Consider the following 25,673-nt stretch of genomic DNA (forward strand, 5'->3'; position numbering starts at 1 on the left):
TGGCGTCGTTTTCATTCTATATCTAGATAAAACGTGCATAAGGCTTTGGTTAAACTGATGTCCTCCAGCATGTTGTTACAATGGCCCTTTAACTGGAATGGATACTCTTACTTAGTGTTCACCGACAAATGTATGAGTCACCGAATCACAAACTCCTAAATATCATCTTTACTGTTTAAAAAAAGTAATTTTATGAAGATGTTTGAAATAAATACAAATTCATTTTGGAGGCTTTCAAATTTTTAAATTTTTCGAAGATGATCTTATTTTTAATCCCTAGACTATATTTCACTTTTTCAAAGATAGTTCATGCAGATTTGATCGTCTTGATCTGCAAACCCGCAATTATGACTTTTTTCATACTTATATCTTCTTCACAAAAATAATTCACTCTTTTAGAAATTGCTGATTTATGATTTTTTTAATCTTCTGTTCTTTGGATTTATGACAAACTACAAGTCCATTTTCTGTAGTTGCGATAATTAAGTCCTCAACACCTATAAGAATTGTTTTCCTATCGGTATATACAATACAATTTTGAGTTGAAGAGGTAATTACTTCTCCTCTCATTAAATTATTATTATTGTCACTTAATTGAACACGCTCTAAACCCGTCCAAACCCCTAAATCATCCCAATTAAAATTGACTGGAATAGTATAAACGGCTTCTGTCTTTTCTAATATGGCATAATCGATTGAAACTTTAGGCAGTAAAGGATAAACAGCTTTTAGTTCGTTTTGATTTTCACTTATTAGCTTCCACAAGTCAGCTTGAAGCGTTCTAAAATTGGCAGCAATTGTAGAGGGCTTGCATATGAATATCCCACTGTTCCAAAATACATTTTCTTCCTTTATTAATTTTTCAGCAGTCTTTATATCAGGTTTTTCAATAAAAGTCTCTACTTTAAAAACTGAAGAATCATACTTTGCATCTTTCTTTGTTTGTATATAACCGTATCCAGTTTCGGGTTTGTTAGGGGTGACCCCCAGTGTAACAAAGGACTTTTCACTGATTGCAACATCCTCTGCTAAAGATAATGCATTCCTAAGAGAATTACTGTCATCGATATACTGATCTGAAGGTGCCAAAACCAATACCTCATCGTCCTTTTTATTCAAAAAATGTAGAGCTGTAATTGCAATACACGGAGCTGTATCCTTCTGGTCAGGTTCCAAAATGATCTGTTGGTTCTTAATTTCAGGCAATTGTTCCATTAACAAAGGTAAATATTTTTCAGTTGTAACAACAAAAACCTTGTCAGCTGGCAGCCAGTTTCTAAAACGTTGGTAGGTTTGTTGAATCATCGTTTCTTTAGAATATAAGTTTAAAAATTGCTTAGGCTTTTCCTCTGTACTTAATGGCCAAAAACGCCCTCCCTGTCCCCCGGCCAAAATGATTGCTTTCATATTTTTACACACCCTTTTTATTCTAGTATCAATTTTTAAAAGTGAATTCGCTCTACTCTACTGCTATTATGCTTTCTGTCTTCATCATTTTATGATTTACAAAGGCATTGGTAAAACAAACACTTGAATTAGTTTGATACAGCTATCTTAGAGATAACTTCTCTTTATTTTTATTTCACTGACAAAGAAAAAGACCAGATTCCACTAAATAGCTACAATAGAACCTACTCCAAATACAATTTTATTTCTTCCTGAATAGACCTCATTATTTGTTTTCTGTCTCCCAGGAAAACCCTATTACCGAATCATCCCAAATAATCCGTTTCTCATCAGGATTTATCCGGTTATATGACTCTGTTGTAAAGTAAAGAATCGTAGCGGGTTTTTGCCCAAGAACACGATACCCATGCGCAATGCCTTTTGGAATAAGTAGCATTATCGGATTTTCCTCACCCATATAATACACATCAGTTTCACCCTTTGTAGAAGAACCTTCCCTCAAATCAAAAAGAACGACTTGGGCATTTCCTGAAGGAAAAAACCATAGATCATCCTGTTTCTCATGATAATGAAAAGCTTTAATGACTCCTGGATAACTCATCGATAAAGATGCCTGACCAAATTTCGATAACAATTCAGGTTCATCATCACGGACAAGCTCTGCAAAAAAGCCACGGTCATCACAATGTTTTACAAGTTTCTTAACCTTTACACCTTCAATCATGACAGACCTCTTTTCGAATAAATTCTTTTAATGCTTCATTCCATGGACGGAGGATTTGAACGTTTTCCCGAAGCAATGCTTTATTTTCCAAAACTGAAAAATGAGGTCTTGGAGCTAAAGCACCAAATTCCTCAGTCGTTATGGTTTTCACCATATATGGATCGAATCCAGCTTCCTCAAAAATAGCCTTTGCAAATATATACCAAGAGCATGAACCCGTATTACTTACATGATAAATGCCGTTTTTCTTATCGAATAAATGACTAATCGTTTCAGCAAGATCATTAACATAAGTAGGGGAGCCCACCTGATCATTTACAACTCTTATTTCCTTATTTTTTTTCGCCAGTTCTAACATGGTCTTCACAAAATTCTTTCCGTCATGACCGTATAACCAGGAAGTGCGGATCACGGTCCCATTATTTATTGAAAGTACTAATTGTTCCCCAATCCATTTGCTTAAACCATATATTGATTGTGGGTTTGGAACATCTTCCTCCAAATAAGGAGATTGCTTATTTCCATCAAACACATAATCAGAACTAATGTAAAACACCCGCGCACCAACCATATTTGCAGCATTCGAAACATAGCCCGTACCAAGACTATTTACTTTAAAAGCTTTACTACGGTCCGTTTCACATTGATCCACTGAAGTAAATGCAGCAGCATGAATAATGATTTGCGGCTCAAGTTCGGTAATTTTTTTATAGACTTCCTCTTTTTCTGAGATGTCTATATCACTTTTACTTAAACTTACCACAGTATGAAATTTACCTAACTGTCTTTCTAGTTCTTTTCCTAACTGGCCATTAGCACCGGTAATGACAATATCCAAATTCTCACCCATTCTTTTGTTCATTTTTGCGATACCATTCAATCGTCTTTTGAATCCCTTCATGAAAAGAAATAGTGGGCTTCCAACCTAGTTCCCTCGTGATTTTCGAGGAATCCATGGCGTATCGACGATCATGCCCTTTTCGGTCCGCTACATGCTTGACTAGTTTTTCGTCTTTTCTTAACTGCTTTAAAATATAGTCGATTATTTCTCGATTTGTTTTTTCGTCTGAACCTCCAATATTATAGACCTCTCCGGCCAATCCCTTTTCAAGAACAGTATGGATGGCCCTGCAATGATCCTCAACATATATCCAGTCACGTATGTTTAATCCGTCGCCATATAAAGGGATTTCTAGATTATTCAAGGCTCTCGTAATGACTTTAGGAATGAATTTTTCTTTATGTTGCATGGGACCATAGTTATTGCTGCACCGTGTAACCGTTAATGGCAGTTGATAAGTCTGGTAAAAGGATCTTACTAATAAATCCGCACTGGCTTTACATGCTGAATATGGATTGTTTGGAGAAAGTGAGGTTGTTTCAGTAAATGGAGAATCATTCGGCTCTAAAGAACCATATACTTCATCTGTTGATATTTGAATCATTTTATGAGCTTTTCCAGATATAACCGCTTGTAATAGGTTATATGTCCCGATAATATTTGTGTGAATAAATGGAAATGCATCCTCAATACTACGGTCTACATGGGATTCGGCAGCGAAATTAATGATCGCAAAATAATCTTGATCAAATACCTTGGATAATTCTGATTTTTCACCGATATCTGCCTGAATACTTCGGCAGTGATTCGATTTCTCAAATGACTGGATATTCTCAAGTTTACCGGCATAGGTTAAAGAGTCCACGTTGGTTATATAGTAATTAGTATTCTCAAGTAAATAGGATATAAAATTGGATCCAATAAAACCGGCTCCACCTGTTATGAGGAGGTGTCGTTTCACTTCTCATCCTCCCTCTTTATTTTTTCATGTACATATTGATTCGCTTGATAAAGCGATTCATGTGTACCTGCATCAACCCACCATCCTTGTAAAATATCATATTGAAGTTGATCATCTTGAATATATAGATTAATCACATCGGTAATTTCCAGCTCATTTCGATGTGAAGGTTGAATCGTTTCAATATATTCAAAAACCTTTCGATCATACATATAGATTCCGGTCACACAATATGAAGACGGAGGATTGCTCGGTTTTTCAATGATGGACTTAATTTTTTGATTGCCTTTGTCTAAATGTGGTACACCATATCGAGTAAGATCTTCCACTTCTTTTAGAAGTATCATTGCACCCTGTTTCTGTTTCTGAAAAGACTGAACAAATAGAGATAATGAATCTTCAAAAATATTATCTCCTAGTAATACGACAAATTTTTCATTATTTATAAAATTTTTAGCTGATATTAGTGCATCCGCTATTCCTCCACCTTCGTTCCCCTGTATTTTAAATTGAATGTTTACATGGAGATCTTCCACAAGCCCTAATAACTTTATAAAGGAACTAAGATGGTCTTTATTTGTTACAATTAAAATTTCATTTATTCCGGCTTCTTTCAACTTTAAAATTGACCAATAAATCATCGGGTAAGGCCCTACTGGTAAAAGATGCTTATTAAGAAATTTAGTCAATGGCTCTAGACGAGATCCTGTACCACCAGCAAGTATTACTCCTTTCATTTTTTACCACCTTTATATTGTTTTTTATCAGAAATTTTACACGAATAAATGGATAAAAGGTTTCTTTTTCCGATCATGTATTATTACTTATTACTATATGAATGACATCCTCACTTGACATATAATTTATTATTATTAAGTTATGTTCCAACTAATTTACACTCTAAATAAGCAGACAATCTATTTACTTTTTCAAACTTTTTGTCTGACTTTAATACATCTTAAGTCATTCCTATTATATTGTTTAAAATTAGAGTATTTTACCTTTTCATGTTATTATTTATATTGGGGTATTATTATTTTTTACATTTAACATCATTCACTACCATTTCCCCCTAATTTTTCATGGATGTGAAACGATTAGCTCTAAATTACCCTTAATTTCAAAATCCCCTAATTCGAACGGCAGAATAAAGTGGTCTCCTTTTTTGATTAAAAATGTTCCTTCTGCTGTTTTAATTTGACCATTTCCTTCGATTACACTTGCTAATAGAAACCTTTCGTTTTGTGAGTAAGAAAAAGAACCATTCACTTCCCATTTATATACAGAGAAATACTCTGAACCTACAAATTTTGTAATAGTTGCCTCATCTTTGTTAATCACCGTGTACCCTGATTCTTTTAGTTCATGAGGAATTATTGTTACATCAATCGCTTTATCCAAATGTAATTCTCTCAGCTTACCATTACTGTCGACACGATCATAATCAAAGACACGATAAGTGGAGTCAGAGCTTTGTTGTGTTTCCAAAACAAGAATTCCTTTACCGAGAGAATGTATCGTACCAGCTGGTACATAGAAAAAGTCTCCCGGTTTAATTTTTACTCTTTTAAGCAAACTGTCCCACTGCTTATTTTCAATCATGTTTATTAATTCTTCCTTCGTATTTGCATTATGCCCTAGTACAATCTCTGAACCTTCTTCACAGTAAATTATATACCAGCATTCTGTCTTACCCTGCGTACCGTTTTCCTTGTTTTTAGCACTTTCATCGTTAGGATGTACTTGTATAGATAAATCATTATTCGCATCTAAAATTTTTGTTAAAAGTGGAAAATCCCCCTGTTTCATTCCACCAAAAATCCCAGGGTATTTTCCCCAAAGCTCTCCTAGGGAAAGGCCTTTATATTTACCTGCACTTACAACACTTTGCCCATTTGGATGGGCAGAAATTGCCCAGCATTCACCAGTATTTTGTGAAGGAATGTTATAATGAAATTTGTCTCGTAACGCAGTTCCTCCCCATATTTTTTCTTTGAAAATCGGTTGTAAAAATATTGGGTGTTTCAACCTTCTTCAAACCCCTTCATGTTAATTTCTACAAATTTTACAAAACTCCAATCCATCTACTAAATATTATTATTTTATGGATTACTTGAAGAATGGTAACGTTGCATCTGCGGAATTGTGGAATGAGTTTATTTAATCCTCTAATAAGAATCCTCCATTTAAAAAAAGTTAGCCACTAAACGAAGCTATAAGAAGTCATATCCGCATTCACTTAATTACACCCAAATTCAAAAAAGACCTGGATCAACTCCAAGTCCTTCCTGCTAAACATGTGCTACATAAATCTATATCCTATATTTCCCGTGAGTCGGTTTGTTACTATGCCAGATGCCCACTTCCACTGACATTCAGTTCGGTATCGCTCATTCAATAAGCGGTTCAATCAAGTTGACAAGCCTGCTATACCAACTGGGCAGGTTAAGTCTGACTGTCCCGATTCGCCAATATGAAGAGCATCAAAAAGTTGAGCAACTTATGTGTTAAAAGATAAAGATAGTTATAGACTGTTCACTTATTCAAAATAACTCCACCATATTAATAAAAGCTACATATCCTCCATAAAAGGACATGTAGCTTTTTATTATTTTTGAAATTGTAATTGATGCAGATTGGCAAAAATGCCTCCCTGTTTAAGTAAGTCGTCGTGACCGCCCTCTTCAGCAATTCCTTCTTCCGTAACAACCACGATCTTGTCAGCGTTTCGAATGGTTGCCAAACGGTGAGCGATGATTAACGTAGTTCTGTTTTCAGCTAGTTCAGTAAGGGCCTGCTGAATGATTCTTTCCGTCTCTGTATCGAGTGCAGAGGTTGCCTCATCGAGAATTAATATTGGCGGATTCTTCAAAAACATCCTTGCTATTGCAATTCGTTGTTTTTGTCCTCCAGATAATTTCAAGCCGCGTTCACCTATTTGAGTCTCATAGCCTTCTGGAAGTCCTTCAATGAAAGTCTCTAAATGAGCTTTCCTTGCAGCTTCTTGAATTTGCTCATCCGATGCGCCAAGCATTCCGTATGCAATGTTCTCTTTTACGGTTCCCGTGAATAGAAACACGTCTTGCTGGACAATGCCAATTTGTGAGCGCAATGACTTTTTCGTCATCTCGCGAATATCAATTCCATCAATGGAAATCGAGCCGGCATTAACATCATAAAATCTTGGGATCAATGAACATATGGTCGTTTTCCCGGCTCCTGAAGGCCCGACAAAAGCGATGGTTTCACCCGCTTTAACGGTTAGATCAATACCTTTTAAAACCGGCTTTTTATCTTCATAGTTAAAAGAAACGTCTTTAAAGGAAATATCACCCAAAAGGGAAGTTACGTCAATTGCATCCTTTTTATCCACGACATCAGGCGCGACATCCAAAAGTTCCGTAAAACGCTTGAAGCCGGCCATCCCTTTAGGATAAAGTTCCATCAACGCACTGATTTTGTCAATCGGCTTAAATAATACATTAACGTATAAGACGAATGCTACCAGTTCACCATAAGAGAGCTGCCCATGGAAAGTTAGCCAAGCTCCTATCACCAAGACGGCAAGGGTCATAAACCGCGTCATCATGTAAATGCCTGATAAACTAAAGGACATTACCTTATATCCAAGAAGTTTCGCTTTACGGAATCTGCGATTATTAGTAGAAAATCTTTTCATTTCATATGTTTCATTAGTAAAGGATTGAACAACCCTCACCCCTGAGACGCTATCTTCCACACGGGCGTTTACATCTGCAACTTCTGTATACATTTTCTTCCACGCTTTATTCATCTTTAAATTACTTATGACAATTAATAATACGAGGAACGGTAAAATACAAACCGATATGAGTGCCAATTTCACATTGATTGTCAACATAATCCAAAATGCACCTATAAAAGTCATGAAGGCAATGAATAGATCTTCGGGACCATGGTGGGCAAGTTCACCAATATCGAACAGATCATTGGTTATCCGGCTCATGATATGTCCGGTTTTCGTGTTATCAAAAAAACGAAAAGATTGTTTTTGCACATGCTCAAATAATTCCTCACGCATATCAGTCTCAATATTGATACCCAATTTGTGACCCCAATACCCTACGATGAACTGTAAGAAGGTACTGATGATATAAAGGAGGAACAAGCCGGCACTTACCGAAACAATTGCAGACCAATCGTCGCCAGGCAGCAGTGTATCTATAAACCACTGAACAGCTAGCGGAAATGCAAGTTCAAGTACAGCCACGACCACTGCACTGAAGAAATCAATAATGAATAACCGCTTATGCGGCAGGTAATATGAAGCAAATCGTCGAATCATCAAATTTTTCTCCTTTTTTACATATATAAAGGAGTATAATTCCATATTCAATATTCAGCAAGCATTTCAGTACCCCCATGCTCATATTATGGTAAAACCATCTAAATAAAACAGCCCAACCCGGTTCATGCAATCTATTAAATTAAGGAGTGAATCCTGTGTAAAAAATACCCATTCTAAATATCCATGAACTTTATTTTCGTAAAAGAATGGTATTCATGAAAAACACATCGTTTCGATGCCTTTGGATTAGTCAGGCGTTGGAAAATCTAGGGGATATATTTTATGTAGTCGGGTTGATTTCACTATTATATACCCTGACGGGATCTGCCTTATATTTGAGTTTGCTTCCGTTCACTACAACTACAACGATTTTTCGATGATGCATTCCATTCAATTCACCAATAAAAAGGAGCCTTGGGTTTCCATGGCTCCTTTTTCATGTTTCAAGGGCTGTCGAAGAAAATTGTCTCTTTTTAAAATCTTGCTCGATGTGATTGGCTTGCGCTTGATGAAAGCTGTACAACCAAACAAGGAAAAAAATATATAATGCTTCATTTCACCACCTGGCACCCATTCATTTTATTTGATAATCCAGATATTATTATCTATAAACTCCCAATTCTGTGGAAATTCCAAACCAATCTGCCAATAAGTTGCGCCTATCAGTTCATATGCATCGATCATTTCATATTTAGCGCTTATCGATCGAATATCTTCAAACCAAACGACATGGTTCGAATTCTCTCTTCGATAAGAATAGGTAGGGGATGCCGCTGAAGTATCAAATGTTATTTCAGAGCCAGTTGCAATGGCAAGATTTTGTGCATTCTGAGCTGATAAAGCTTTAGTCTCGTTGCTTGGTACTATCCAATCGTATCCATACATAGGAAATGCCGATTGCAGTTTATACTCAGGTATATTCGACAAAGCATAACGAAGAACTTCGCCCATCCACCAAAGTGGGGAAATGGGTTCAGGCGGGCCAGTTGGATAGCCATAGTCAATGGTCATAACGGCAACAAGGTCGGCTGCCTCTCCAATCCCCCGATAATCATGCCCGCCTACAATTCGATTATCAGGATTATCCTCTGTTTTTGCATGTACGTTCACATGCAGGATCAGTTCGTTCAACCTCTTCTTTAATTCTTTTAAAAAAAGCACATAATCGGAACGCCTGGCAGGTGGGATGAATTCGATGTCCATACTGACTCCGCCATACCCTTTCTCCCTAACGAAATTCAGCATACTATTGATTAAATTCGCTCTATATACGGAACTAGCAAGGACTTCACCAGCCAAATCAGGATCAAAATCCCCACCTTGGAAGTTCCTGATCATCAGTAGCGGCTTCACCCCTGTCTGCTCGCATTTCGCAATAAGGGGGAGATCATCACCATCAACGTATGCCTTTCCTTCCCTTGTAAACGAATAAGCTACAATGGCTAAATAGGATAATTTATCTCCATTCTGCTCAAGTGTTTCAAACACTACTCCACCTGAAGTCGGGAAGGCAAAACCCAGTGTAATCAATTGATTTTTGTAAGGAGAAGGAATTAAAATTTCCGTTCCGACTTTTAGCGAGTTTGCAACGATTCCTGGATTTGCCTCCATGATCTCCGCTGCACTCGTACCAAAACGACTGCTGATTCTAGTAAGGGTATCCTGACTTTTAATTAGATACCTCCGATTCACCGCTTTTTCATTAGGTATATACAATGCCAGGCCAGGGACCAAAGTTGTTGATTTCAATCCGTTTACTTCAATTATCCTCGATGGGTCAACTTTATTTTTTGTGGCAATTTCCCAAAGACTATCACCTTTTTTCACAATAATGATCGTCATTAAAAGCCCTCCAAACTCCCTTCAAAAAAGTTTATGTCATTCAGGTAATTGGATAGAACGCATTATCACATTTCCTAATGATGATATCCCTGCATTTTAGACTTTTAATTGGAATAAAGTTCACTAAAAAAAGAGGCTGTCCTAAGGGACAACCCCACGCTTTAAGCCATCAATTGATTCGTTTCACATACTCCCACCCATCAAAGTAAATTCTTAATATCGTAGAACTTCCCATTCTCCAAATCTTCCGCTTCAAGAAGCTGCAAAAGTTTATCTGCCACAAATTCAGGGCTTCTTAACATGCCCTTCTCTTTATATTCATGAAATTTGTCCCGATCGGAAAAGTCGCGTTCGTCCGCTGACCGGATTGTCCCTTGCATCTCCGTATCCATTACACCTGGTGAAAAAGAAATGAGAGACGTAGGAAAAGCTGTTTTATCCTGTTCCAACCCTGCAACCCGTGTGAACATTTCCAGCCCCGCCTTAGTACTGCAATAGGCTGACCAGCCATGATAAGGGTTTTTTGCTGCTCCTGAAGATATGTTGACCATTACCTTCTTCCTGTTCCAGTCTTTTGTCTGTTTAACGAATTCATCAGCCAAAACGACGGGTGCCATGAAATTCACCCGCATGCTTGTTTCCAAATTTACTATGCCTAGGTTTCCTACCGTCTTTATCGGTTCAATGACACCTGCATTATTAATGAAATAAATGTCACTTGTTTCATCTACAGCAGAAAGAATCTCATTGACTAAGGAAGGTAACTTTTCAGTTTCATTCAAGTCCATCGAAATAAATGTAAGTTTCGTCCCGGATTGGTCGGCCATCTGCTGCATTTCAGGATGGGCTGTACGGGCAACTAAGATGCAATGATCACTCGTCTGCAAACATCCTTTGGCTATGGCAGCACCTAAACCTTTTGAAGCTCCTGTGATTATAAACGTTTTCACGACATTTCCCCCTTTTATGGATATAAACTATTGTACCAAAATGGAGTCCGAAATGATCTCCTGCCGAATCCCTTTCACTATTCATACCGATGATGATTACTATAATTTTAAAACACTCTTGGCTATACCCCATGATTTTTTTCATTTATATGTAATAAATCCTCATTGGATTGAAGAATTTTGCGACACTCTTACCGAAAAGGTGGTTTCTGAAAGAGGGGTTGTAAAATGATTTCCACTCCAGGCACTCGCTTTCCGCGGGCGGTCCGGGAGCCTTCTCGGCGCTCTTTGCGCCTGTGGGGTCTCCCTTGGACGCTCTTTTCTAAGCAGGAGTCTCGTACCTTCCTTTCCAATCAAACTGAACTTTTTATAAATAAAAAAACTGCAGGCAAACTCGCTTTTTTCTCGAATTTGCCTGCAGTCTGAGCGGACCATGTGTAATGGTCCGCTTATTAAAAAATTATAATATCGGTGATAATAGCCTTGCAATGGACTCTTTAAAACGAATCCATTTTGAACGCTTTTCAAAGTCTTCAATTGTAAGCTGCCTACAGACCTCAACATCCTTATAAAAAATCCTTGTCAGTGTTTCAGCCATTCCTTCATCATAAATGAAGGCATTGACTTCAAAGTTCAATTTAAAACTACGGACATCAATGTTAGCTGTCCCCACCGAGGAGACCTCTTCGTCCACCACGATCATCTTTGCATGAATAAAGCCGTTATCATAGATGTATATCTTAGCTCCCGCTCTTAATAGCTGCCCTGCGTTGAACGTTGTAGCCCAATAAACGAAAAGGTGATCTGGTTTATTCGGAATCATGATTTTTACATCTAACCCTGATAAGCTGGCAATCCTGAGTGCATCCAATAAACTTGCATCCGGTATGAAGTAAGGTGTTTGAATGAGAATCGATTTCTTTGCTGAAGATATTAATTTAATATAGCCATTTTTGATTTGTTCCCATTCAGAATCCGGCCCACTTGTCACTATTTGCAAATCTATATTGCCTTGAGGCTTTAAAACAGGGAAATAATGAGGCTGATAAGTGATATCATGGTGCTTTGATGCCTGATTCCAATCCAGGATAAAACGGGTTTGAATGGCTTTGACAGCGGAACCCTTTATCCGAAGGTGCGTATCACGCCAAAAACCGAATTTTGGATTAAGCCCTAAATATTCATCACCAACATTAAAGCCTCCAACATACCCTACTTTTCCATCAATGATGACTAGCTTTCGATGGTTACGGAAATTCAGCCGTAAATTTATAAATTTTAATTTGGATGGAAAGAATGCCTCCACTCGGCCTCCTGCCTGCCTAAATTCCCTGAAGAAACTTTTAGTCATCCCCCTGGAACCCAGCTCGTCATAAAGAACCCGAACTTTGACGCCTTCATTCGCTTTTTTAGTCAAAGCATCAATGAATCGTTTACCCAGGCCGTCCCTCTGAATGATGTAGTATTGTATGTGTATATGGTTTTCTGCCGCTTCGATATCTTTAAAAAGCTGGTCAAACTTATTTTTTCCTTCCGTAAAAATATTGACTTGATTATCTTCAGTGAGCACGGCATCATTGTTCCGGAGATGCATATAAATCAAATCACGGTAATTGCTTGAAGAAGCATTTCGAAATGGAAAATGATTCGTTGAAAGCTCTTCCATCTGTTTATCAAGGATTTCTTCAATCCCTATTTTCTTCTTGTCCTCCCATTGGAATAAGTGGGCATGCCTTAAACTCGTTCCAAAAAGGAGATATAAAATAAAACCGACTACAGGGAGAAAATATAACACCAATAACCAAGCCCAGGTGGTGCTCGCTTCCCTTCTTTCAAAAAATATGACAATCGTGGCAAATAAAATATTTAGAATGATGACGAGGCCGAGCAAAACCGATGTAACATGCGTAAATTCCATAGTATACCCTCACTCAAATTTTATCCCTTTAAGGATACCATGCAAATTCTTTATATCAAAGGATTTGCTTATCAGAAATGAAAACAGAGAATTCAAAAAAAGGGCCTCTTCCGGTAGAGGCCCTTTTTTAAAAAATCCATCCACATTGACACTGGAATTTCCCAGATTGGACAGATTGTTTTTAATCATTGTATTAAAAATTCCATTCAACAATAACAATAAATATAACTGCTTATCGGCTTTTCACTAATAAATTCACTGCTTCTTTAACTAGCTCTTCGGGATTCTTTTCTCCGGTTTCATTAGCCTCCCGGACGCATTCTACAAGATTTGAACTTACTATTACCCCGATTGTCCTATCGATTGCAGATCTAGTGGCAGATAACTGCGTTACTACATCTCTGCAATCTTTATTTTCCTCCATCATTTTCAATATCCCACGAAGCTGTCCTTCTATTCGCTTCACTCTATTTTTAACCTGCTTATCATATTCCATGTGAGGCCTCCTACCCTGCCAATTACTTATGAATCCCATCCAGACATCCATCATAAAACCTATTCAGTTGAAATGAAGGATTGATAAAAATCTTACAATTTATAATACATACCACTTAGGTATAATTGTCAAGTGCAACAATCAATAATGATAGCTCCAATTTGCAATTTCTATTTTTGCACTAGGAGACTTTGTGCAACCGCCTCAGAAAACTCGATCGTCATTTGAGGAACATAGGTTTTTAACAACGCGTTGACAATAGGGGCTTTGGCACCTTTTGCCGTAATCGCCAGGCAGCCAGTCATTTTAGTCTGTCCATTTCCGTACTGTTCTGCTAAAAAATAGCCATGCCCATCAAATTTTTCATTTAATCCCTTAAGTTTAAATGTTACCTTTTCGGGTTCAATCCATTCCAATATATTCACTTCAAGTTTTATTTTCTTCTTCATTAAGCCCAAATCGCTTTTACACTCCCAAATGAGTGTCCGCTCATTCATCATCACATGATTTATATATCCTGGGACAAGAGGTGCCCAACGATCTATACTACTTACAAATCCCCATACCGTTTTTATTGAAACACGTAAAATGATACTATGTACACCTTCTGACAAAGCAGTTCCCCCTTAATCATTCTATTTACATCTTTTTAATGTATGGCTGAATAATATTGAATAGAACGGTAAGCTCAGATTCTTAAACAAAATTCACCTGAGAAACCATCTAAAGATACTGACAGCAAAGAATCGCCCTCGGCCATAAAGGGACGATCCTTTTTTATCGTATTCCTATTCAATCTGACGCAAATTCAACCGTATACATACTCAATTTTGGATCAGGGTTAATCCAGGCGCTTTCAAACACGAATACCACTTTATAATTTGCGTAATCTGTATAAGTGACATAGTACATCCCTTCTTGCTCCACTTCACTTACAGGTTCACCAATCAATCCCTTCAACATGGATAAATGGATGGTTTGCAATTGCGGATCAAAATCATCAATGCCGGTAATCACTTTTCTTCCTGTTGAACCGTCATAGAGGAATCGGATATTATGGGACCAATAATTGGCCGCAACGGTACTTAAATCTTCAGGTGCGCCCCAGGCTTTTTCCACTTTCTTCAACGAATCACCTACAGAAAATGGGCCACTGTTAATGGTTTGCTGGGATTCATAGGCTAAACCCATGATTTGCCGAATCATAAGGTCTGGCGTGGATTGTGATGTTAATGAAGATGAAGCAAAAGCAGCCTGCCCACTTAACATCAGGAATACGAGCATTAGACATGCAACATTCCGGATAAAACGATTCACTTGTTTCAAAGGTATCCTCCCTTTCCGCCTTGAAATGACTAATTACATAATTTAAAGATGTAAATTTGCGTATGCCATTCCAGTTGGTTTTACATTTACTATTAATATTCATTGGAACTTTGGACACATACCATTCGTTTTAGGAAAAACTGAAAATGAAATACTTTACGGAAATGGTGTCTTCTTTGTCCGAGTGGACACTAAAAAATGTTCACAGCGTGTCCTTATGAAGATAGTTAATTACAAGTTAACGATGATGGAGATTTGAGAATCATGCTTTAATAGGACCTTTTAAAACAAAAAGGCTGCTATTTTAATAGCAATGGATTTTGTCCCTAATAAAGCTGTAGGCACTGCAGCAGGACTGACTGGCGTATTTGGATATTTATGAGGCTTTGTAGCGGTTGATGCTATTATTATGTAGTTGCTTTGCAGGTGGAATGCAGGTTTTACATAAATAACTGTGTTTTGGCAGTAGCGATATTTGCATTTACATGGAATGTTCGTGGACAGGAAGTAGTAAAGGGCTAATCAGGCATATTGAGCTCAAACACTCCATCTCTCCCAGATATATTCTAAGGGGGATGGATTTTTTATGAATAGATAGATGACCAAAATTATCTTAATATTCAAATATCTTTATCTAAAAAGTTTGTTGACGGGCGGTTTGGGTAACATTTCATAAAGGAATGTATATAATAAATGACTATGCCTTTATACCAACGGTCCTAAAGGCATAGTCATCACATCAAAAGTCATATGGACTAATGCTTCCTACTAATTTACTCGTTATTGCCTATCAAAAAGAGAAGCTCCCGCTATACCGGGTTTTGTCATCTCATAAGGATTTAGGATCAAATCCAATTCTTCTTCTGTCAACACATCGTATTGTAAACAAAGTTCGCGAACTGATTTGCCTTTTAATATCGCTTCACGCGCAATACGTGAAACCACTTCGTACCCAAGGTGCGGATTGACTGCTGTAATCACTCCGACACTTTGTTCGACATAATCTTTTAAATGTTGCTCATTCGCTTCAATGCCTTCTAAACAATAGTCTGTAAAGACATTGAAAGCATTGTTCATAATGCTAATTGATTGCAATAAATTGAATACAAGGACTGGCTCCATTACGTTCAACTCAAGTTGCCCTGCTTCTGATGCTAAGCAAATCGTATTATCGTTCCCGATCACTTGGAAAGCGACTTGATTAATTAATTCCGGCATTACTGGATTTACTTTTCCTGGCATGATGGATGAACCTGGTTGACGTGCTGGAAGTGTGATTTCTGCTAATCCCGCTCTCGGTCCTGAAGCCATCAAACGTAAATCATTAGCAATTTTAGACATATTCATCATACATACTTTCAATGAAGCTGACACTTCAGTATATGCATCCGTATTTTGGGTTGCATCTACTAAATGTTCTGCTCCTACAAGCGGCAAGTTACTGATTTCAGCTAAATATTTAACAACATTTTCAATGTAACGAGGATCTGCGTTCAATCCCGTTCCCACGGCTGTTGCTCCCATATTCACTTCATATAAATGTTGACGTGATTGACTGATCCGTTTTATGTCCCGATCCAACACGCGGCTGTATGCCTCAAATTCTTGACCGAGTCGAATTGGCACTGCGTCCTGAAGATGTGTGCGTCCCATTTTGATAACATGATCAAATTGTTTTGCTTTATTCTTTAAAACCGTATTCATCTTTGTCATTGTTTGTAACAATTGCTCTAAAAGCCTCAGTGTTGATAAATGAATAGCAGTTGGGAATACGTCATTGGTTGATTGCGACATGTTAACATGGCTATTTGGACTTACATGTACATAATCCCCTTTATTGTGTCCCATGAGTTCTAACGCACGGTTGGCAACGATTTCATTAATGTTCATATTCATTGATGTACCTGCGCCGCCCTGAATTGGGTCAACGATGAAATATTCATGCCACTTTCCATCAATCACTTCATCTGAAGCTTTGACGATAGCGCTTCCAATCCCATCATATAACCGTTTCGTATCCATATTTGCTAAAGCCGCTGCTTTTTTAATCATGGCTAGTGCACGAATCATTTCTTCATTGACTTTGTAACCCGTAATCGGAAAATTCTCTACAGCGCGTAAAGTTTGTATTCCATAATAAACTTCTGCCGGGATTTCCTTTTCCCCAAGAAAGTCTTTCTCGATTCGGTATGTTCTCTCTTCTATCAACATTTCATCTTGCCCCTTTGTTAGTTCTATAATGTAATGTCCTCTGCAATCGGTGCTTCCATCATTTCCTTCACTTTTTTGGGATCCTTTGTCTTGGCTAAAATCCACATCAGCTTAGGAACGATGGCTTCTGTATTCATATTTCTGGAACGAATGATGACATTCTTATTCACTTTTCGTCCCACTTCGTAAATATCCATATCTTCCCCTTCTTCTAAACATTGGGTAGTAATGACTACGGATATTCCACACTGGACCAACTCATTCAATTTTTCTAATATATTTCTTCCTTGAAAAGGAATACCACCGCTTCCATAACTTTCAATTACGATTCCCTGACATAGATTTTTCAGAGAATCAAAGAATTCAGGCTTAATACCGGGATGCAGCTTAATCAAAGCAACATCAGTACATAGGGAAGCATCTAACTTAGCTTCCTTTTTCTTTGGTGAATGAACTGGCTTTAGATACTCAATTTTATCTTTGGATATGGTAGCGATATATGGATAGTTAATACTTTCAAACGAATCATAGCTTTTAGTTCTCAATTTAATGGCCCTAGTCCCCTGGATGACTCTACCATCAAAAACAACATATACTCCTCCAATATCTTCACAAGCAAACCGAATCGCATCAGAGATATTTCTTTTGGCATCTGTCTTTTTAAAGGCAATTGGAATTTGAGAACCTGTAATGACAATTGGTTTCCCTAAATCTTGTAACATATATGAGAGCGCAGCTGAAGTGTAAGCCATTGTATCTGTTCCATGGGTAATCACAAAGCCATCGTAATAATGGTAGTGCTCATGGATGGATTGTGCCATTTCTGTCCAATCTTCCGGCTGCATATTTGTACTATCAATATTCATCAAAGGCTTACTATCAATCTGATAAAGTAAATCCAATCCCGGCAGGTGTCCTAAAAATTCGTCAGCTTTCATCTCTGGAACCAGTCCATTTTTTCCTTCTAACGATGCAATTGTACCACCTGTAGTAATTAACATCAACTTCTTCATTTTTGACTTCAACTTCTCCATATACTACCCCCTATAAAGCCTCCCTGTCTTACTATCATTCAATCATCTTAGAAAAATGTATTCGCTATAAATGTACATGTTGCGCGTACACCACATGTTATTATAGTTCTGTTACAGAGCGAAATCAAGCTAAAATCATTCATTACGCGTACGCTCATTCGAATTTGATGTTATAATGGATTTATATAAAAGGAGAGTTATAAGAATGGTTGTAAATAGATTAACTACATTAAGGAAGGCCAAAAGGTGGTCTTTGCAATATACCGCTGACAGACTCGGAATCGCCAAGAGTACCTATGCAGGTTATGAATCGGGCCATCGCCGCCCTTCATTAGAAACGATCAATTTATTGGCAGACTTATATGATACATCAACTGATTACATTCTAGGTCGAGTGGATTATCCATCTAAAGAAATTACCACTGAGTCAACTCGGGTCATGGAATTAACGGATTCACCAAATATGGAGCTGGCTGTCGATGGAATTTCCCTTTCTGAAGAGGAAACGATTCAATTCATCGCTTTTATTAGAGCTAAACGAGAAGTGGAAATAAATCGCAATAAACAAAATAAAACATAGCCAGACATTTAGGTAAAGACTTGGTATATGGGAAATGAACAGCACTTCATTACCAGGTTCCACGATGTAACTGGCATGATTTATTTTAAATGAAAAAATTCCATGGCTTTAATTTAACCATTTAAAATAAGTCGGCTATGATTAATCGTTAAGTTCTCCCTTTAGACGCTATACGTATTATTTCTCGATAGCTAGCAAATAAACAGTTTAAACTTACCTAATTGTGCCCAAGTTTAGAAAATTAAGATTTATTCATTATAATAGAAGAAAATAGGATAATTAAATGTCATCCAATATCATTTTTCTGTTATCTTCATTCATTTAATTCCTTTCCATAAAGGCGGATGAGTCAATTCAGCTGTTTTTCTTTCATTACACTTTGAATTATTTGCAATGAAAGAAAAACCATAGCAAAGCTTATGGTTTTTCCCACGTAAATAAATGAAAATTGCTGTCTCATCTTTAAAGCTAAAAACGAAGCGGACTGAAGGTAAATCGTTTAATTCATGTGCTTCATTCGAATATGTTCCCCAATAAATCAAGGCATCTCGTCATCTTTTTCCCGATTTTTGAAAGCTTCATGTGTGACAATATCCTCGATTTGTTCATATTGCCGGCTGTGTTCCTTCTCTTCGCTAATTCTATTATCGGGTAGATTTCCTGGATGCCCTTTTTCTTTGTGATTAAAACTTTTCCCACGACTCATACTCATTCTCTCCTTTCTAATCATTGTTTGTTTAGTTTTCCCAAGCACACAAAAAATATCATGTAATTTCTCTTTTCCTGTTTTTGCAGCTGGTTTGGATTCACTTGTTATTTTCAGCCGAAATCGATTGTAAAAATAAGAGATATGAGTCAATCCGGGATGTTCCTTCACACCTGAACTTGCGCAACTTATTTCTTGAGCGCCGAGAAATAATTATAAATTGGAACCTTTTCAAATATCTGAATAAAGAGCTAAAAAAGAACAGGAACCGTCAAATTATGACGCTTTCTGTTCTTTTTATTTATCCACTACTTACATACCTTATAACAGTTTGAAAACAGTAAAAGGGCTAGGAGGATACCACTACGGAAGGCCGCCACTTCCTTGAAATGTCTGCAATATGATGCGGTGCCGTTCTGCAGCATCCTCCAATTAAACGTGCCCCTGCATGGTGCCATTCTTCAGATTTCAGGTCGAACCTGTTACATGATTCTTGACCATGCCAGCTTTTAGTTTCCGGATTATATATTTCTCCAGAATTCGGATAAACTATAATTGGTTTATCCGTGTTTGAACGCAACACCTGTATGGCTTCCGTGATACCTGATACAGGCGCACAGTTGATGCCGATTGCAGCAATTTGCTCACTGTCCCCAAACAATCTGGTACACGCCTCAAGCAATGTACCGTCACTAATCGCTTTTTCATTTTTCAATGAAAAGGATAGCCAAGCATAGACTTCTGGATAATCTTTCAATATTGCATGTAATACTTTTGCTTCTTGCAGGGAAGGAATCGTTTCAAATGCTAAAATTTCAGCACCGGCTTCAATCAAGGCAGATATTCGCGAGCGATGAAAAGCAGTTAAAGTTTCATCTGAAACACCATAGTTTCCTACATACTCTGAACCATCTGCAAGGTAAGCCCCATAAGGTCCAACTGATGCAGCAACCAATGGCTTAGGTCTACTCGTTCGATATTCTACTTCCTTCCAAAATTCATCTCTTGCTTTCCTTGCAAGTAAAACCGTTTTCCTGATTAGTTCCAAAGCCTCTTTCTCTTGTATTCCGCGGAGGGCGAAACCTTCAACTGTTGCTTGGTAGCTTGCCGTTATCGCACAGTCAGCACCAGCCCGAAAGTAGTCAGAGTGAACTTGATAAATCACTTCTGGATTTTCAAGTAATACACGTGCGGACCACAGGGGATCGTTCAAGTCGCACCCATGCCTTTCAAGCTCTGTAGCTAGAGCCCCGTCCAAAATCATGACTGGATGATCTCGTAATATTTCGTCAATTGGGCTAATTTTATTCTTCATGTTGTACTCCTCTTTTTCTTTATAGTTTGGGTCAGATAATAACTTCCATAGCAAAATAAAATAAATGGAATACCACAATATAGTGCAATTCGTTGTGTGGGATCAAATGCAATTCCTATGCAAGAAGCAAGACATAGCATAAAAGAAATGATTGGTATGAGTGGATATAATGGTGTATGGAAGGACAAATCATTTACTGAATTTCCTTCGTTTATAAATCGTCTGCGAAATAGAAACTGTGACGCGCTAATACTCATCCAAACTACTACCACGGCTAATCCAGAAATGGATACAAGCACTATATATACTGTATCCGGTGCAATAATACTCGAGAAAAGGGCTAAACCACCTCCCAACATACTGAAAAGGACTGCATTTATCGGAACACCCCGTTTTGTCAATTTTGCAAATATGGGAGATATAGTTTTCTTATCTGCAAGTGACCATAGCATTCTGGATGATGCATATAATCCTGAATTTGCAGCAGACAAAATGGCAGTTAATATAACAAAGTTCATAATATCCGCTGCATACGGCACTCCAATTCGTTCGAGAATTGCAACAAAGGGGCTCTCTAGTACGCTTGCATCCGAAATAGGCAATAATGCGGATAATACAACAATGGTTCCTACAAAAAAGATGATCAATCTCCATAATGTCATTCGGATTGCCTTTGGAATCGTTTTTTCTGGATTCACTGTTTCTCCAGCTGCGATCCCGATTAATTCAGTACCAGAAAATGCGAAATTCACCGCGAGCATCGTCATTAGAATGGCAAAAGCACCATTCGGAAATAAACCTGCACTTGTAAAATTGGAAAATAAAGGAGCTGATTGTGAATTAATTATTGGAATAAAACCTAACATTGCCGCAGCTCCCAGAATAATAAATACCACAATAGCAAATACTTTTATTGAAGCAAACCAGAATTCGGATTCAGCGAAGAACTTAACGGTCCACGCATTTAAAGCCAAGACCAATATGGCAAATAGAGCACTCCATATCCAGACATTGATTGATGGAAACCATCGCTGCATCAACAATCCTGCAGCCGTAAATTCCGAACCTAGTGCAACAGTCCAGGTTAGCCAATACAACCAGGCTACTGTATACCCTGTCCCTGGTCCAATGTATTTGGCTGCGTAGCTATGAAACGCACCTGTCTCGGGCATATGTACTGCCAGTTCACCTAGACATAGCATAACTAGATAAACCACTAAAGCTCCTATCAGATACGAAAGGATGGTGCCGAAAGGGCCAGCCTGTTGAATCGTATAACCCGAACTCAAGAATAAACCAGTTCCAATCACCCCGCCAAGCGATAGCATTATTATATGCCGTGCTTGCATTTGCCTTTGAAAATCATGCTTCTTTTTGTTCTCCATTCTTATTCTCCTTAATCTTGGATCCAGAAAAAACGAAAACGCACTCTAAAAAAGAGTGCGCTACTGACAAATAAACAAGTACGGTCTTATCTATCAAGGTTTCACCCCCTGGAATTAGCACAGTGTCTTTGTAGACCTGTTGCTGAGGTTTCGTAGGGCCAGTCCCTCCACCTCTCTGGATAAGAAATTATTTTTTTATAACTTTATCAATCTATGAAAAAATTGTCAAGTTTTGTTTCTGATTGTAAATACCTCCTTTTAAATTCTAGCGATCATGGGCGCCGGCGGCATAAATATGACATGGTTGCTCGTTTTTGGAACATTCGCTAATCGCCTTAAATCGCAGATAAAGCTAACCGAGATAATTTAGATTTAAAAAATGGCGCCATCTTAAAAAGATGACGCCATTTTTTCTTTAAGGACGTTCTATTTCGAATAATTCCCCTAGTTTTGTATAAGTATGACCCGCTAATCTTGCTACAGGTTTTAGGCCATTCTGGTCAATTCGGCCATTATGGTAAATATCTTGCTCTATATGATAGCAGACTATTTTCCCTATCAATAAATCACAACCTGGTTTCTTCTGGGAACCTGCCAATGGTATCGCATGCTCTAATGTGCATTCAAAGCGTACCTTCGCTTCTTGCAATCCTGGTACGGATACTTTATCACTAACAACCGGCGTGAAATTGGTAAGACCCAATTCACTTTCGTCAGATGGGAGTTCCTTTGCCGTTCGATTTGCATCAGCTACATTATTTTCATCCGTGATATGGACAACGAATTCACCTGTTTGAACTGCATTTCGGGCCGTGTCCTTTGAAACCCCTTCTTTTCGTTGAACAGAAATGGAAATCATTGGAGGATTTGAACTGACTATGTTAAAAAAGCTAAACGGCGCTATATTGATTGTACCGTTTTCGGATTTGGTTGTGACCAAGGCTATCGGTCTCGGTATAATGCTTCCAGTCAAAAACTTATAATTTTCCCGTTCAGTCAGACTTTCAGGATTAACAGAAATCATCTTCATTCCCTCTCATTCTTATAAAAAGTTCTTTTGAAACCATGAACCCGCTGCCTCAACCTCTGAACGTGTTAACTGATGACCGTAATTTTCCCACTGGACATCCACTTTAGCACCAGCTTGCAGTAATAGTTGATTAAGTTCATCAGTTTCTGCTGCCGGGCAAATCGGATCGTTTTTACCTGCAGCAATAAAGACAGGTATATCCGAAAGGGACGGCAAAGCAATCCCCCGTCTAGGCACCATTGGATGATGAAGAATCGCTCCTTGTAATGCCCCTTCGAAATGGAACAGCAGACTTGCCGCAATATTTGCACCATTGGAATAACCTAATGCTACCACTTTGTCACGGTCGAAGTCATATTTTTCGGACGCTGATTCCAAGAATTCATAAAGCTCCTTCGTACGAAAGATCAAATCTTCTTCATCAAAAACCCCTTCGGATAACCGGCGGAAAAAACGAGGCATTCCGTTTTCGAGTACATTTCCCCTTACGCTCAATACGGATGATCCCGGTGAAACCATTTCCGCTAATGGCAAGAGATCTGTTTCCGTTCCTCCAGTGCCATGTAAAAGCAAAAGCAATGGCGCTTCCGGATTACTTCCTTTTTGAAAAATATGCTTCATCATTTATCCTCCTCCAGTACTCTCGGCATTGCCGGCAGTAACGTTTTCTCCATGATTCCCCTTTTTTCTTCAAGCCATGGCGGCAGCATTAATTTCCTGCCCATCGTTTCCTTCGTTTCATCATGAGCGAAGCCAGGTGGATCTGTGGCAACTTCAAAAAGTATGCCCCCATCTTCCCTGAAATAAATGGCATCGAAGTATTGGCGGTCTTTAAAGGGTGTCACACCATAGCCATGGTTTGCAATATGCTCCCTCCATTCTTGATGATCTTCATTATCGATTGCACGCCATGCAAGATGATGGACAGTTCCCACTCCGATTTTCCCATTTGGCAAAACCGTTTTTTTAACATCTATCAAGTTTCCGATGTCCGATGTGGATTTGAAGCGGATGTAATCGCCCTCTTCCCCCATTTTTTGCAGGCCCATCACATTTTCTAATAATTCCATCGTTTTGATCGGTTTTGACGTCAATAATACGGCACCGCCGAATCCCTTGACCGCCTTGGCAGCTGGTACACCGCCGAATGACCACTCGCTATTTTTCCCTTCTTTTCGCTCAACCAGCTCAAGTTGCAAACCATGCGGGTCTTGAAATTCCAGGTATTCCTCGCCGAAACGTGAAACCTTTTTAAAGTCTATGTCAAACTTACCTAAACGCATTTCCCAGAAATCCATTGATCCTTCCGGAACGGCATATGTTGTAACACCCACTTGTCCTGAGCCAATTCTCCCTTCGTATGCCCCAGGCCAAGGAAAGAAAGTGATGATAGTGCCCGGAGAACCTGATTCATTTCCGAAATATAAATGATAAGTGCCTGGATCATCAAAATTAACGGTTTTCTTCACCATACGCATTCCCAATACTCCAGCATAAAAATCCACGTTCTCTTGCGGATTGCCTACAATTGCGGTTATATGATGTATTCCTGCATTTTGCTTTTGCATGCCTATTACTTCCTTTCCCTTTGATTAATTTGTTGGGTTTGTATTCAGAGGTTTTAAATTCGCTTCAATATCTTTTCTTTTCGATTCTAAAAATGGTGGCAGGGCAAGGTTCTCACCTAAGTGCTGCTCTGCTTCATCCACTGCAAAACCTGGTCCATCAGTAGCTAATTCAAATAAGATGCCATTCGGCTCCCTAAAATAGAGTGAATGAAAATAAAAGCGGTCCACATAACCCGTGTTCACGAACTTCGATTCACTAATTTTCTCTATCCATTTTCTAAGTTCCCCTTCATTATCCACCCGGAAGGCAACATGGTGTACTCCACCCCTCCCCAGCCTTTCCCGAGGTATGTCATTTCTTTCTTCAATATGGAGTTCAGCTCCTGGTCCTCCCTCACCTGTTTCATAAACGACTATCGGTTTCTGACCCCTGATTGAGGATGGGTATGTGCCTGATTTCGTGAACCCCAATACCTCGGTAAGAACGCGTTCTGTTTGTACAATATTAGGTACAGTAAGTTTTACTGGTCCCAATCCAAGAATGGAAAACTCTTGCGGAACCGGGCTTCCATCCCACGGTAATCCTCCTTGAACGCCGTTATTATCCTGATCGGAAACCAAAAGAAGCCTCTGCCCTTCAGGATCTTTAAAAGAAAGCACCTTCCTTTCAAAACGGCTCGATATTTCATCATGCTCAACATTGAATTCAACAAACCGTTTTTTCCAATATCCTAGTGCTGCATCATCTCTCACCCTTAAGGAAATTTCTGAAATACTATTGTTCCCCTCATGAGTGCGGGCAGCATTGGGAATTTCAAAAAACGTCAATTCGGTACCAGGTGAACCAATTTGATCTCCATAAAATAAGTGATACATACGTACATCATCTTGATTCACCGTTTTTTTAATTAATCGCATCCCTAATACTTTTGTGTAGAATTCAAAGTTATTTCCCGCTTTAGCTGTAATCGCCGAAACATGATGTAATCCTTTTAATTCCATCCGTACCACTCCTATCTTTATAAATCTCCCCTTACGGAGATGAATTAATA

The 25,673-nt window shown here is 38.4% G+C and carries 23 protein-coding genes and 1 riboswitch; of the genes, 1 reads left to right on the forward strand and 22 read right to left on the reverse strand.

From position 1 onward, the window contains the following. Positions 1-387: 387 nt before the first annotated feature. The 15 genes from ACQKNS_RS19665 to ACQKNS_RS19735 form a co-directional block, all read right to left on the reverse strand. The gene (locus ACQKNS_RS19665) at positions 388-1,407 is read right to left on the reverse strand and encodes a mannose-1-phosphate guanylyltransferase (protein ID WP_427644959.1); all 1,020 of its coding nucleotides are present in this window, start codon (positions 1,405-1,407) and stop codon (positions 388-390) included. A gap of 265 nt (positions 1,408-1,672) precedes the next feature. After that, positions 1,673-2,131: a dTDP-4-dehydrorhamnose 3,5-epimerase family protein gene (locus ACQKNS_RS19670; protein WP_427644960.1), complete on the reverse strand. Its 459-nt coding sequence runs from the start codon at positions 2,129-2,131 to the stop codon at positions 1,673-1,675. Continuing rightward, positions 2,124-2,969: a dTDP-4-dehydrorhamnose reductase gene (gene rfbD, locus ACQKNS_RS19675; RefSeq protein WP_427644961.1), complete on the reverse strand. Its 846-nt coding sequence runs from the start codon at positions 2,967-2,969 to the stop codon at positions 2,124-2,126. The genes ACQKNS_RS19670 and rfbD overlap by 8 nt, the downstream gene beginning before the upstream one ends. Positions 2,970-2,973: 4 nt before the next feature. After that, complete coding sequence (rfbB, locus tag ACQKNS_RS19680) at positions 2,974-3,933, reverse strand: dTDP-glucose 4,6-dehydratase (protein ID WP_427644962.1); 960 nt, start codon at positions 3,931-3,933, stop codon at positions 2,974-2,976. Then, positions 3,930-4,670 (reverse strand): sugar phosphate nucleotidyltransferase, encoded by a 741-nt coding sequence (locus ACQKNS_RS19685; protein ID WP_427644963.1) that lies wholly within the window; start codon positions 4,668-4,670, stop codon positions 3,930-3,932. Before ACQKNS_RS19685 ends, rfbB begins: the two co-directional genes overlap by 4 nt. Before the next feature lie 343 nt (positions 4,671-5,013). Further along, positions 5,014-5,961 carry a mannose-6-phosphate isomerase, class I gene (gene manA / locus ACQKNS_RS19690; RefSeq protein ID WP_427644964.1) on the reverse strand — a complete coding sequence of 316 codons (948 nt, stop codon included), beginning with the start codon at positions 5,959-5,961 and terminating at the stop codon, positions 5,014-5,016. A gap of 580 nt (positions 5,962-6,541) precedes the next feature. Beyond that, positions 6,542-8,257: an ABC transporter ATP-binding protein gene (locus ACQKNS_RS19695; protein WP_427644965.1), complete on the reverse strand. Its 1,716-nt coding sequence runs from the start codon at positions 8,255-8,257 to the stop codon at positions 6,542-6,544. 582 nt (positions 8,258-8,839) lie between these two features. Continuing rightward, positions 8,840-10,102 (reverse strand): LysM peptidoglycan-binding domain-containing protein, encoded by a 1,263-nt coding sequence (locus tag ACQKNS_RS19700; RefSeq protein WP_427644966.1) that lies wholly within the window; start codon positions 10,100-10,102, stop codon positions 8,840-8,842. Between the two features lie 200 nt (positions 10,103-10,302). Then, positions 10,303-11,052, reverse strand: coding sequence for a (S)-benzoin forming benzil reductase (locus ACQKNS_RS19705; RefSeq protein WP_427644967.1), 750 nt, complete (start codon positions 11,050-11,052; stop codon positions 10,303-10,305). Between the two features lie 460 nt (positions 11,053-11,512). Then, on the reverse strand, positions 11,513-12,970 hold the full coding sequence (gene cls / locus ACQKNS_RS19710) for a cardiolipin synthase (RefSeq protein ID WP_427644968.1): 1,458 nt from the start codon (positions 12,968-12,970) through the stop codon (positions 11,513-11,515). A gap of 232 nt (positions 12,971-13,202) precedes the next feature. Next, entirely contained in the window at positions 13,203-13,466 is a 264-nt protein-coding gene (locus tag ACQKNS_RS19715; RefSeq protein ID WP_283896419.1) for a metal-sensitive transcriptional regulator, read from the reverse strand. 170 nt (positions 13,467-13,636) lie between these two features. After that, positions 13,637-14,080, reverse strand: a complete 444-nt coding sequence (locus tag ACQKNS_RS19720; RefSeq protein WP_427644969.1) for a CoxG family protein — start codon at positions 14,078-14,080, stop codon at positions 13,637-13,639. 178 nt (positions 14,081-14,258) lie between these two features. Beyond that, positions 14,259-14,783: a DUF4309 domain-containing protein gene (locus tag ACQKNS_RS19725; protein ID WP_427645145.1), complete on the reverse strand. Its 525-nt coding sequence runs from the start codon at positions 14,781-14,783 to the stop codon at positions 14,259-14,261. 789 nt (positions 14,784-15,572) lie between these two features. Then, positions 15,573-17,003, reverse strand: coding sequence for an aspartate ammonia-lyase (aspA, locus tag ACQKNS_RS19730; protein WP_427644970.1), 1,431 nt, complete (start codon positions 17,001-17,003; stop codon positions 15,573-15,575). 23 nt (positions 17,004-17,026) lie between these two features. Next, positions 17,027-18,016, reverse strand: coding sequence for an asparaginase (locus ACQKNS_RS19735; protein ID WP_427644971.1), 990 nt, complete (start codon positions 18,014-18,016; stop codon positions 17,027-17,029). 226 nt (positions 18,017-18,242) lie between these two features. On the opposite strand from ACQKNS_RS19735, the gene ACQKNS_RS19740 reads away from it, so the two are divergent. Further along, positions 18,243-18,617 carry a helix-turn-helix domain-containing protein gene (locus ACQKNS_RS19740; RefSeq protein WP_427644972.1) on the forward strand — a complete coding sequence of 125 codons (375 nt, stop codon included), beginning with the start codon at positions 18,243-18,245 and terminating at the stop codon, positions 18,615-18,617. 538 nt (positions 18,618-19,155) lie between these two features. On the opposite strand, the gene ACQKNS_RS19745 is transcribed toward ACQKNS_RS19740, so the two are convergent. The 7 genes from ACQKNS_RS19745 to ACQKNS_RS19775 form a co-directional block, all read right to left on the reverse strand. Continuing rightward, positions 19,156-19,323 (reverse strand): hypothetical protein, encoded by a 168-nt coding sequence (locus ACQKNS_RS19745; protein WP_192205058.1) that lies wholly within the window; start codon positions 19,321-19,323, stop codon positions 19,156-19,158. Positions 19,324-19,672: 349 nt separating this feature from the next. Continuing rightward, the gene (gene mmuM, locus ACQKNS_RS19750; RefSeq protein WP_427644973.1) at positions 19,673-20,638 is read right to left on the reverse strand and encodes a homocysteine S-methyltransferase; all 966 of its coding nucleotides are present in this window, start codon (positions 20,636-20,638) and stop codon (positions 19,673-19,675) included. Then, complete coding sequence (gene mmuP, locus ACQKNS_RS19755) at positions 20,635-22,023, reverse strand: S-methylmethionine permease (protein WP_427644974.1); 1,389 nt, start codon at positions 22,021-22,023, stop codon at positions 20,635-20,637. Before mmuP ends, mmuM begins: the two co-directional genes overlap by 4 nt. Before the next feature lie 83 nt (positions 22,024-22,106). Beyond that, positions 22,107-22,209, reverse strand: a riboswitch (SAM riboswitch). Between the two features lie 229 nt (positions 22,210-22,438). Then, the gene (locus ACQKNS_RS19760; protein ID WP_427644975.1) at positions 22,439-23,047 is read right to left on the reverse strand and encodes a flavin reductase family protein; all 609 of its coding nucleotides are present in this window, start codon (positions 23,045-23,047) and stop codon (positions 22,439-22,441) included. Positions 23,048-23,065: 18 nt separating this feature from the next. Further along, a complete protein-coding gene (locus ACQKNS_RS19765; protein ID WP_427645146.1) occupies positions 23,066-23,674 on the reverse strand; it encodes an alpha/beta hydrolase in 609 nt (202 codons plus the stop codon). Next, a complete protein-coding gene (locus ACQKNS_RS19770; RefSeq protein ID WP_427644976.1) occupies positions 23,674-24,621 on the reverse strand; it encodes a ring-cleaving dioxygenase in 948 nt (315 codons plus the stop codon). Before ACQKNS_RS19770 ends, ACQKNS_RS19765 begins: the two co-directional genes overlap by 1 nt. Positions 24,622-24,645: 24 nt before the next feature. Further along, a complete protein-coding gene (locus ACQKNS_RS19775) occupies positions 24,646-25,623 on the reverse strand; it encodes a ring-cleaving dioxygenase (RefSeq protein WP_427644977.1) in 978 nt (325 codons plus the stop codon). Positions 25,624-25,673: the final 50 nt, after the last annotated feature.

The sequence above is a fragment of the Peribacillus sp. NPDC094092 genome (assembly GCF_050279365.1).
Classification (GTDB): domain Bacteria; phylum Bacillota; class Bacilli; order Bacillales; family DSM-1321; genus Peribacillus.

Bases quoted from the DNA above. Each gene is read 5' to 3' on its own strand.
- ACQKNS_RS19665 (WP_427644959.1), bottom strand. From the start codon at position 1,407: ATGAAAGCAATCATTTTGGCCGGGGGACAGGGAGGGCGTTTTTGGCCA.
- ACQKNS_RS19670 (WP_427644960.1), bottom strand. From the start codon at position 2,131: ATGATTGAAGGTGTAAAGGTTAAGAAACTTGTAAAACATTGTGATGAC.
- ACQKNS_RS19685 (WP_427644963.1), bottom strand. From the start codon at position 4,670: ATGAAAGGAGTAATACTTGCTGGTGGTACAGGATCTCGTCTAGAGCCA.
- ACQKNS_RS19695 (WP_427644965.1), bottom strand. From the start codon at position 8,257: ATGATTCGACGATTTGCTTCATATTACCTGCCGCATAAGCGGTTATTC.
- ACQKNS_RS19700 (WP_427644966.1), bottom strand. From the start codon at position 10,102: ATGACGATCATTATTGTGAAAAAAGGTGATAGTCTTTGGGAAATTGCC.
- cls (WP_427644968.1), bottom strand. From the start codon at position 12,970: ATGGAATTTACGCATGTTACATCGGTTTTGCTCGGCCTCGTCATCATT.
- ACQKNS_RS19715 (WP_283896419.1), bottom strand. From the start codon at position 13,466: ATGGAATATGATAAGCAGGTTAAAAATAGAGTGAAGCGAATAGAAGGA.
- aspA (WP_427644970.1), bottom strand. From the start codon at position 17,003: ATGTTGATAGAAGAGAGAACATACCGAATCGAGAAAGACTTTCTTGGG.
- ACQKNS_RS19735 (WP_427644971.1), bottom strand. From the start codon at position 18,016: ATGAAGAAGTTGATGTTAATTACTACAGGTGGTACAATTGCATCGTTA.
- ACQKNS_RS19740 (WP_427644972.1), top strand. From the start codon at position 18,243: ATGGTTGTAAATAGATTAACTACATTAAGGAAGGCCAAAAGGTGGTCT.
- ACQKNS_RS19745 (WP_192205058.1), bottom strand. From the start codon at position 19,323: ATGAGTCGTGGGAAAAGTTTTAATCACAAAGAAAAAGGGCATCCAGGA.
- mmuM (WP_427644973.1), bottom strand. From the start codon at position 20,638: ATGAAGAATAAAATTAGCCCAATTGACGAAATATTACGAGATCATCCA.
- mmuP (WP_427644974.1), bottom strand. From the start codon at position 22,023: ATGGAGAACAAAAAGAAGCATGATTTTCAAAGGCAAATGCAAGCACGG.
- ACQKNS_RS19760 (WP_427644975.1), bottom strand. From the start codon at position 23,047: ATGATTTCTGTTAATCCTGAAAGTCTGACTGAACGGGAAAATTATAAG.
- ACQKNS_RS19765 (WP_427645146.1), bottom strand. From the start codon at position 23,674: ATGAAGCATATTTTTCAAAAAGGAAGTAATCCGGAAGCGCCATTGCTT.
- ACQKNS_RS19770 (WP_427644976.1), bottom strand. From the start codon at position 24,621: ATGCAAAAGCAAAATGCAGGAATACATCATATAACCGCAATTGTAGGC.
- ACQKNS_RS19775 (WP_427644977.1), bottom strand. From the start codon at position 25,623: ATGGAATTAAAAGGATTACATCATGTTTCGGCGATTACAGCTAAAGCG.